General features: G+C 65.3%; 6 protein-coding genes and 1 pseudogene. 3 read left to right on the top strand and 4 right to left on the bottom strand.

Annotated features, from left to right (window positions below; all coding sequences use genetic code 11):
• Positions 1–40 precede the first annotated feature (40 nt).
• The 3 genes from HWX14_RS16885 to HWX14_RS36545 all read left to right on the top strand — a co-directional run bounded on the left by HWX14_RS16885 (position 41) and on the right by HWX14_RS36545 (position 3,261).
• Positions 41–1,840: a ShlB/FhaC/HecB family hemolysin secretion/activation protein gene (locus tag HWX14_RS16885; protein ID WP_174904697.1), complete on the top strand. Its 1,800-nt coding sequence runs from the start codon at positions 41–43 to the stop codon at positions 1,838–1,840.
• 96 nt (positions 1,841–1,936) lie between these two features.
• Positions 1,937–2,791: a peptidyl-prolyl cis-trans isomerase gene (locus tag HWX14_RS16890; RefSeq protein ID WP_151062586.1), complete on the top strand. Its 855-nt coding sequence runs from the start codon at positions 1,937–1,939 to the stop codon at positions 2,789–2,791.
• 209 nt (positions 2,792–3,000) lie between these two features.
• A complete protein-coding gene (locus HWX14_RS36545; protein ID WP_233629096.1) occupies positions 3,001–3,261 on the top strand; it encodes a hypothetical protein in 261 nt (86 codons plus the stop codon).
• Between the two features lie 26 nt (positions 3,262–3,287).
• Here the strand turns inward: HWX14_RS36545 and HWX14_RS16900 are convergent, their stop codons facing one another.
• The 4 genes and pseudogenes from HWX14_RS16900 to HWX14_RS16915 all read right to left on the bottom strand — a co-directional run.
• On the bottom strand, positions 3,288–6,437 hold the full coding sequence (locus HWX14_RS16900; protein WP_151062585.1) for an error-prone DNA polymerase: 3,150 nt from the start codon (positions 6,435–6,437) through the stop codon (positions 3,288–3,290).
• Positions 6,438–6,442: 5 nt separating this feature from the next.
• The gene (locus HWX14_RS16905) at positions 6,443–7,921 is read right to left on the bottom strand and encodes a DNA polymerase Y family protein (RefSeq protein WP_170297401.1); all 1,479 of its coding nucleotides are present in this window, start codon (positions 7,919–7,921) and stop codon (positions 6,443–6,445) included.
• Positions 7,842–8,558 (bottom strand): translesion DNA synthesis-associated protein ImuA, encoded by a 717-nt coding sequence (imuA, locus tag HWX14_RS16910; protein ID WP_151062584.1) that lies wholly within the window; start codon positions 8,556–8,558, stop codon positions 7,842–7,844. The genes HWX14_RS16905 and imuA overlap by 80 nt, the downstream gene beginning before the upstream one ends.
• Positions 8,559–8,631: 73 nt before the next feature.
• A pseudogene (locus HWX14_RS16915) lies at positions 8,632–9,024 on the bottom strand (SOS response-associated peptidase family protein); the annotation flags it as partial.
• Positions 9,025–9,122: the final 98 nt, after the last annotated feature.

Here is a 9,122-nt window from a genome sequence, read left to right on the forward strand (position 1 = left end):
ACGCCACGTCGGCTCACGGGTTTCTGCACGCACAACAACGATGAAAGCACCCGTCTACCCCCGATACAAGCTACCGCTGCTGGTCGCGAGCCTCGCAGCGTGGTACATGCCGGCGCATGCGCAAACGGTGCCTCCGGCGGTCCGGCCGGTGCAGGACCCCGCTCAACTGATCATCGAGCAGCAGCGCGAACAGGCGCGCCAGCGTCAGCTCGAGCAGCCGCCGCCTTCGGTGACTGTCCCACCGCCAGCCGATACGACGCTCGACGTTCCGCCCGGCACGCCGGTCGACGCGATTGTCGAAAGTGGTCCAACGTTTCGCGTCGGACAGATCTTGCTGCAATCGGCCGACGGTAAGCCGTTCGCCTCGCCCAGCGGTGTATCGCGAACGAAACTTGATTCGATCGTCGGGGAGTTTGCGAATCACGAACTCGGCTCGCATCGGATTAATGTGCTGCTGAAACGTCTCACGGATACCTTCGTTTCGGCGGGTTACGTGACGACTCGCGCACTGCTTGGCAAACAGAACCTCTCGTCCGGCACGCTCACGGTCACGATTCAAGTCGGTCACGTCTCGGCTTTTGTCGTCAACGGGCAACCGATCCATCGCCTCAAACCTGGTGAAGCTTCGGCAGGTGGCGGTTGGTTCACCGACGTCGGCTATGCGAATGCATTCCCAGTCTCGCCCGGTGACCCGCTTCGTCTGCCGGACATCGATCAAGGCGTCGCGCAGATCAACCGACTGCGCCGCAATCAGGCCGCGGTGCAAATCCTGCCGGGCCAGAACGCCGGTGACTCGATCGTCGCCATCGACAACAAGCCTGGCGACCGGCTGTATTTCAACCTCGGCGTCGACAACTACGGCAGCTCGGCAACGGGCGTGACGCGATATCGGGCCGGTGTCGAAGCGAACAATCTGCTTGGTTTGCAAGAGTCGTTTAGCGTCAACTTCCTCGACAGTCAGGACAGCAACGCGCTGGTCGGTTCTTTTGCCGTGCCGTTCGGGCGCAGTACGTTCAGCTACACGATCGCGGACTCCGAGTATCAGCAGCTGATCGGCTCGACGGCGCTGCTCTATGGCCGCACGCTCTCGCACATTTGCGGCTGGAATTATCTGGTCGGCAGGACCGTGAGCGACATCACCAGCATCGATACGACGCTCTCGTGGCGTCGCACCGATCGGACGATCAACGGAGCAGACCTCGATCCGCAGCGCGTTGCCGTGCTACGAATCGGCGGCAACTGGCTGCACAAGTTTGCGATGAACGACGCGCAAGGGAATTTCACCCTCAACGGCGGGGTGTCGCAGGGACTGCCGTGGTTTGGCGCGAATCACGATGAACACGGCATTGCGCGCGACGCGGCGCATAGCCAGTTCACCAAGCTCGATGCGACGGCGACGGTGACGTTGCCACTACCCAGGCTGAACGGGGCCGTGCTGGTGTACCGTGGCGTTTTGGGTGGCCAGTACACGAATACAGCGCTGTACGGCTCGGAGCAGCTCTATCTCGGAGGCATGGATACGATCCGCGGCTTTCGGTCGGGCGAGATCGCAGGGGACCGCGGCCTCTATGCGCGAAACGAATTCGCGTGGGTTAACGTGCCGATGTGGAAGGAAGGTCGTATCGAGCCGTATGTATTTCTCGACGCCGGCAAGACGAGCCTGATCGGTGCGTCGGGCTTTCCGACGCTCGCCGGCATCGGCGCCGGTCTGCGGGCGCAATGGCAGTGGCGCAAGCAATCGTTGTCGGGCGAGGTGCTGGTCGGTCGCGCGTTGACACAGCCGGCCGCACTTGGCAACAAGGCGACACTGGTGCTCGGCACCTTGAACTGGTTTTACTAGAGCGAGTTTGGTCGTGTCCGGTTCGCCCTGAGTTTCGGATACTTTGTGCAGCAACCGCGGTTGCTGTGCTTTTTCATACAGGCAGGAGCATCAAGTATGCAGACGACGTTCAACCGAATTCTGATCGCGACGGCGATTGCCTGGCAATTGGCGTTGCCTGTCCAGGCTCACGCACAGTCCTCGACGTTGGCGGCCGGTGTTGTCGCAACGGTGAACGGTACGCCGATCAGCCAGGCAGAAGTCGACGCGGTGTTGCAGGCGTCCCACCAGCCCGATACGCCGCAGTTTCGCCAGGCGATCAAGAATCAACTGATCGCGCGCGTGCTGATTCAGCAAGCGGCGGACAAGGCGAGCTACGGCAGCAAGCCCGAAGTGCAGGCGGCCATGCAGCTTGCGAAATCGACTGCCGAGACGCAACTTTTCGTACGCGATAACGTGAAGCCCGAGCCTGTCTCGGATGCACAGGTCAAGGCGCGTTACGACGAGATCGTCGCATCGCTCGGAAAGGAAGAGATCAAGCCGCGCATCATCGTGACGAAAGATGCGGCTACCGCTGCGACGGTGATGGCCGGCCTGAAAGCGGGTCAGTCGTTTGACGCACTGGCTCGGCAGTACAGCCAGGCGCCGACCGCTGCTGCCGGCGGTGAACTGCCGTGGGTGAGCTTCAAGACGCCGGTGACAGACGGGAATACGCAAGGGTTGCCGCTCACGGTTGCGCAGGCGATTACGCGATTGCCTGCAGGCGGTGTGACGCCACAGTCGATCGCGCTCGGCAATGACGCCAATGGCCCACGCGCGATCGTAAAGGTCGACGCGAAGCGACCGACGCAGGTCCCATCGTTTGACATAGCGAAGGCGACGATTCAGCAGCAACTTCAGGCGTTGGCGCTCGAGAAGGCGACGGCGATTTTCGTTGGTGGACTGATGAAGAATGCAACGATTCAACAGTAAGCGCCGTCCTCAGAATGTCGCAAAAACGCCCGAATCGACGACCACGTAGCAAGGCTGAGCTATTGCCTCTACCGGCGACTCATGTCCGCGCCATCTCACTCGAAAACCACCTGGCACTTGCGGCTATCCGAAGTGGAAAGGGCACTCATGAGACGTTGATTGCGTTACTCAGGGTGCTCTATCTAGGGTACTTTCTTGTCGAGCCTGACGTGTCCGACAGTGACTTGGCGCTCTTCCTTGGAGCCGAGACCGTGCTGCAAGACAGCATCGATTCTGCTGCTGACGGACGAGAGTGGCATGTGCCCACCAACCGCCTGCCAGAGATCGAGCAGTTGCTTTTAAGAATGGACGCACTCGTTGCCACCGTTCCGAAGTACCGCTACCTTCAAGCATGGGACAGGCTCGGTCGTTTTGCCACGTCCGCCAACTGCTCTCCTTTACCGGGGAGTCGACTAAATGGCGGCCGGTAGCAACCGAAAGCAGTCGTGCGTCAAAGTCAGCAAAACTCCCGTGACGTCGTCGGCAGTGCACCGAGCAAGTCGCTGCGGTCGACGAGCTTGCTAGCGATCAGGTGTCGCACTTTACCTTCGGCTTGCCACACGCCGTAGACCGCGAGCAACGCAGCGCCGAGCGCTTCCTTCCGAAACTTCTCCAACAGACCGGGCCAGAGGATCACGTTCACCGTGCCTGTCTCGTCCTCGAGCGTCATGAACAGCACGCCGTTCGCCGTGCCCGGCCGTTGCCGAACCGTGACCAGGCCGCACGCGCGCGCGAGCTGGCCGCTGCGCAACGTCGCCAGCTGCTCGGCCGACTGCAGGTGATCCAACGCGAGGCGATCGCGCAGCAGCGCCAGTGGATGCCGGCCGAGCGTGAAGCCCATCGCGCGATAGTCCGTCACGATCTCGTGGCCCTCCGACGCTTGAGGCAACGCCGGCACCGCGTCGTCGCGTTCGGTGCCGCGCAGCAGGTCGCGATCAGGCACGGCAGCGGCCGCGAGCCAAAGCGCCGCGCGTCGGGTGCCGCCGGCGAACGATTGAAGTGCGTTTGCGCGCGCGAGCACCTGCAGGTCGTGGCGATCCAGCTGCGCGCGGCGCGCGAGGTCCGCGACGTCGACGAATGGCCGCGCTGCGCGTGCGAGCTCGATGCGGCCGGCGACGTCCTCGCGCATGCCGCGCAACAGCGAGAAGCCGAGGCGCACGGGTGCCGACGTCGTCGGCCCTTCGATCGTTGAATCCCATGTGCTCACGTTGACGTCGACAGGCAGCACCTCAACGCCGCGGCGTCGCGCGTCCTGCAGCAGCTGCGAGGGCGTGTAGAAGCCCATCGGCTGGCTGTTGAGCAGGGCGGCCAGGAACACAGCAGGTTCGTGTCGACGCAGCCAGGCGCTCGAGTAGACGAGCAGCGCGAAGCTGGCCGCGTGGCTCTCCGGGAAGCCGTATTCGCCGAAGCCTTTGATCTGCGCGAAGATCGACTCGGCGAACTCGCGATCGTAGCCGCGCTCCAGCATGCCGCTCACGAGACGTTCGTGGTACGGCTCGAGCCCACCCTTGCGCTTCCATGCCGCCATCGCGCGGCGCAACTGGTCGGCTTCGCCGGCGGAGAAGCCGGCCGCCAGCATCGCGACCTGCATCACCTGCTCCTGGAAGATCGGCACGCCGAGCGTGCGCGCCAGTGCCTTCTCCATGCCTTCTGACGGAAATGTGACGGGCTCCAGTCCTTGGCGCCGGCGGAGAAACGGATGCACCATCCCGCCTTGCACCGGGCCCGGCCGCACGATCGCGACTTCGATCACCAGATCGTAGAAGCACTGCGGCCGCAGGCGCGGCAGCATCGACATCTGCGCGCGCGATTCCACCTGGAACACGCCCATGCTGTCACCGTCGCACAACATGTCGTAGGTCGCCTTGTCCTCGGCCGGGATGTCCTGCAGTTCGAATGTCTCGCCGCGTTTCTCCGAGATCATGTCGAGCGCGCGGCGCACCATCGACAGCATGCCGAGCGCCAGGACGTCGATCTTCAAGATCCCGAGCGCTTCCAGGTCATCCTTATCAAATTGGACTATCGACCTATTCTCCATCGCCGCATTCTCGACCGGCACGAGTCGCGTGAGCTTGCCGCGGCTGATCACGAAGCCGCCTGAGTGCTGCGACAGGTGCCGTGGGTAGCCGAGCAGCTGCGCGGCAAATCCGGCCCACTGCTGGTTCAGCGGCGCTTCGGGATCGAGGCCGGCCTCGGCAAACCGCTGCAGCAGATCGGCGCGCGAGTCGAACCAGTGATGCTGCTTTGCCACGCGCTCGACGATCGCCGGATCCACGCCGAGCGCCTTGCCGGCTTCCCGTAACGCGCTGCGCGGCCGGTACGTCGTGACGGCGGCCGTCAGCGCTGCGCGATCGCGGCCGTACTTGCGGTAGATGTACTGCATGACCTCTTCGCGGCGCTGATGCTCGAAATCGACGTCGATGTCCGGCGGCTCGTTGCGCTCCTTGCTGATGAACCGTTCGAACAGCATCGATTGCCGCGACGGGTCGACCTCGGTCACGCCGAGGCAGTAGCAAACGGACGAGTTCGCGGCCGAGCCACGTCCCTGGCACACGATGCCTTGCTCGCGCGCGAACTGCACGATGTCGTAGACGGTCAGGAAATACGCCTCGTATTTCAGGTCGGCGATCAGCTGCAGCTCGTGCTCGATCTGCGCCTGGACGTCGACCGGGATGCCATCCGGGAAACGCCGTCGCGCGCCGATGTAGGTTTGCTCGCGCAGGTACGTCGCCGGGTCGGTGCCGGCGGGTACCAGTTCGTCGGGATACTCGTATTTGAGGTCGTCGAGCGAGAACGTGCAGCGCCGTGCGACGCGTACGGTTTCCTCGAGCGCGCCGGCGGGATAGAGGTTGGCGAGCCGCAGACGCGATCGCAGGTGACGCTCCGCGTTCGGCGCGAGCTCGTACCCGCACTCCGTTACCGGTCGGCCGACGCGAATTCCCGTCAGCACGTCCTGCAGCGGCTTGCGCGACCGAACGTGCATCAGCGGCCAGCTGGTGGCCACCACCGGCACGCCGTGGCGCGCGGCGACGCGCTCCACCACGCCGCGATGGATGTCGTCCATCGCGCGTGCGTGCAACGTCAGCGCGACCCATGCGCGATCGCCGAACACGCGCGCGAACCATTCGACCTGCGCGTCGAAGCGCTGCTCGTTGGCCGGGAAGTCGGGCGACAGGATCGCGATGCAGTCGGGCAGGCTCCGGAGGTGGCTGTACGGAGTTTCCGGGTGCTCGAGATCGAGCGGCGCTAGGCGGTACGTGCCTTTCTTGCTGCGCATGCGACCGAGCGAAATGAATTCGCAGAGGTTGCCGTAACCATCGCGATTCATCGCCAGCGCGGTGAAGGCGAGCGCGGGCGAGCCGTCGGCGGCCGTCAGCCGGAAGTGCGAGCCGATGATCAGCGGCATGTTCGCCGCCTTCGCTTCGACGTGCGCACGCACGACGCCGGCGAGCGAGCATTCGTCGGTGATCGCGATCGCGCTGTAGCCGAGCTGCGCCGCGCGTGCCACGTATTCCTCCGCGCGCGACGCGCCGTGCAGGAACGAGAAATCGGAGGCGACCTGAAGTTCCGCGTATGCGGGCAGGGCGCCGAAACTGCCGGCGTCCATGACGATCAGCCGAAGAGGCCGTGCAGGAAAAAGCGGGATTCGCTTTCGTCACTGGCCGTCGGCCGCTCCTTGTAGATCCAGTAGCAGACTCCGTGGTCGTCCTCGGCAACGAAGTAGTCGCGCGTCACGGTCTGCCCGTCCTGCCATCCGCCTTCGATGCGCTCGCCGGGCGACACCATGCGCAGCGGCGTGCCGTAGAACGGGCGATGCTGGCGCGTGAGCAGCGGCACCGGCTTGGCAAGCAGCCACGCCGGGCGTGGCAGATCCGCCGGCAGCGGCGCCGGCTTCGGCGCGTCGCGCATCGGCACCCATCGGGCGGCCGGCTCCGGACGGTAGTCAGCCATGGGAGCCGGGACGAGCACGTTCTCGGCGCCGAGCCGCGCGGTCAGCAGTTCGAGCAGCCGCGCGTGATCCTGCGGCTTGCCGCCGGGTTCCGGGAACAGCGAGTCGCTCGGCGCGGCCGCTTCCTGCACGCGACGGGCGACCAGGCGCACCGCAATCACGGGCCCGACGAGCTCGACGTGGCCGAGCCGCTCCTTGACCAGTCGCGTCAGGTGTTCCTCGAAGCGGGTAGGGGCGCCCAACGAAATTTCGATCTCGGTCGGGGCGATCGCGTCCCGCCCGCGCTCGTGCTCGAGCAGCAGTGCGAACGCGGCGACGTCCAGCTGCTTCGCGGTGAGCCAGCCGGTCAGCTGCAGGATCAGCCGGCGCGCGACGAACAGCAGCGCCTCGGCGTGCTCGACGCGATCCATCAGTTCAACGCGCGTGTTGAAAGACGGCGGCATTTCGAGCCAGTCGTAGGCGGCCGGCGCGGCGCCGGCGACCTGGTCGAGCCAGTCGAGCAGCTGCGTGCCGCAGCGCTTTTTCAGCCCGGCGCGCGGCAAGCGCTGCAGATCGGCCAGCGTTTCGCAGCCGAGATCCTCAAACCAGTTCGCGTAGCGCCGGGCGTCCGGCGCCACGACGAGCGGCACGCGCGCGAGCGCGCGGCGCAGCGATCGCGCAGACAGCGCGAGGCCGCCGCGCAGGCCGCGGGCGACCATCCACGCGGCCGGGCCCGACGACGCGACGGATATCGCCGCCGTGACGCCGAACGACGCGACAACGTCGCGCACGCGCTGGCGCAGCGCGCGGATGCCGTGGAACAGGCGCAGGCTCGCCGTCACGTCGAGCAACACCACGGCTTCGTCGGCGTCGACGACGCTTGGCGTGAACTGCAAAAGCGAATATGCAACGCCAAGCACGAGCTCGCGCTCACGCGCGGCGTCGCGCTCGCGTATCTGCGCGTCCGGCGCGAGGGATAGCACGCCACCGCGGCGCATGCCGGCGACCACGCCGAGCGCGCGTGCGGCGCGATCGAGCGCCACGACGCGGCCGCCCTCGAGCACGACGAGCCCGCGCGCATCGTCAGGCGACGGCGCCGGCGATCGCGGCCGGAACACTTCTATGTTGACGTGGGGCAGCAGCACGCCGATCCAGACTTGCATGGCGGTTCAACAAAATCGGCGAGGGGGACAGGGGAACGAACAGCGGCGTGTCGCGTGCCGGCCCGCGGCGCTTCACGAACGTGACGTCGATGCCGTCGCGCTTGGGCGCCAGCGCGAGCCGCAAGGGTGCCGGCGACGCATCGCGCGCGGCGGCCGCAGACCGGAAGAGGTAGAACAGCGCCTGGCCGCTCTGCGCGGCCAGATTGAGCCGCCGCAATGCGTCAGCACGGACGTGCGACTGCCAGAGCAGCACGGCAGCGCACGTGCCGGCACGCAGCGCCTGTTCGGCTGCCCACAGCGCGTCGGCCGTGCGCGGCGCCGGCAGCGTTACGAAGCCGGCCGGATCGATACCCCAATACGCGAGCGCCAACGGTTGCAGCGCGTGTGGCGGCTGGATCAGCATGACCGGCTTGCCGGCCGCACGCGTGAGCACCGGCGCCAGCAGCCGAAGCTCGCCGATACCAGGCTGCGTTGCGAGCAGCTCGATCAGCGCGCCGGCCGGCCAGCCGCCGCCGGGCAGTTCGGGCGTCAAGTCCGGATGGCCCGTGTCGACGCCGCGCACGCTTGAGCGCGCCAGTTGGCTGGCGCGCCATAAACTGGGATGGATTGCTTCTGGATGGGCGAGGGCGGGATGCATGGGGTCGGTTACGCAAAACACTGTATGTTTGTACAGTATATGACAGAGATAACCGGCCCACCAACCCCCGCGTTTACGCTGCGAGTTGGTGCTCGTAGTACGGCCGCTCGCGGTCGGCGAGGATCTCGCGCAGTTGCGCGCGCCGGCTTGGATCCGGCGCGAGCCAGGCGTCGACGTTCGAGGATTTAATGGGGACAATACACCTGTCGTGTCCGGCAGCCGCCACTTCCGGGGGTGGGTCGTCGGTGATCGCCGCGAAGGACCATAAATCGTCGGCGCCAGGGATCTCGGTGCGGGTCCACAGGCAGGCGACCTGCATGTGTTGCGGAGGCGTTGGGTCGAAGCGAAGCACGACATTCTGGCCGTCGCGCTTCACGTTTTCGAAAAAAGCGTCGACGAGCAAGAGGCCATGCGTGAAGCCAAACACCTTCCGCCAGGCGGTACTGAGCGAATCGGTCCTGGCGTTATTCAGGAACCTTGCAAGGGTTAGGAAAATTATCTAGATTTATCAGACACTTACAAGTAAGTGGCGGATGGATATCTTGAGGAAGGGCGAATGATACA

This window comes from Burkholderia sp. BCC0044 (genome assembly GCF_902832955.1).
Lineage (GTDB): Bacteria > Pseudomonadota > Gammaproteobacteria > Burkholderiales > Burkholderiaceae > Burkholderia.

What these genes read in the sequence shown, in the direction of transcription:
- HWX14_RS16885 (WP_174904697.1), top strand. Translation starts at nt 41, where the DNA reads ATGAAAGCACCCGTCTACCCCCGATACAAGCTACCGCTGCTGGTCGCG.
- HWX14_RS16890 (WP_151062586.1), top strand. Translation starts at nt 1,937, where the DNA reads ATGCAGACGACGTTCAACCGAATTCTGATCGCGACGGCGATTGCCTGG.
- HWX14_RS16900 (WP_151062585.1), bottom strand. Translation starts at nt 6,437, where the DNA reads ATGGACGCCGGCAGTTTCGGCGCCCTGCCCGCATACGCGGAACTTCAG.
- HWX14_RS16905 (WP_170297401.1), bottom strand. Translation starts at nt 7,921, where the DNA reads ATGCAAGTCTGGATCGGCGTGCTGCTGCCCCACGTCAACATAGAAGTG.
- imuA (WP_151062584.1), bottom strand. Translation starts at nt 8,558, where the DNA reads ATGCATCCCGCCCTCGCCCATCCAGAAGCAATCCATCCCAGTTTATGG.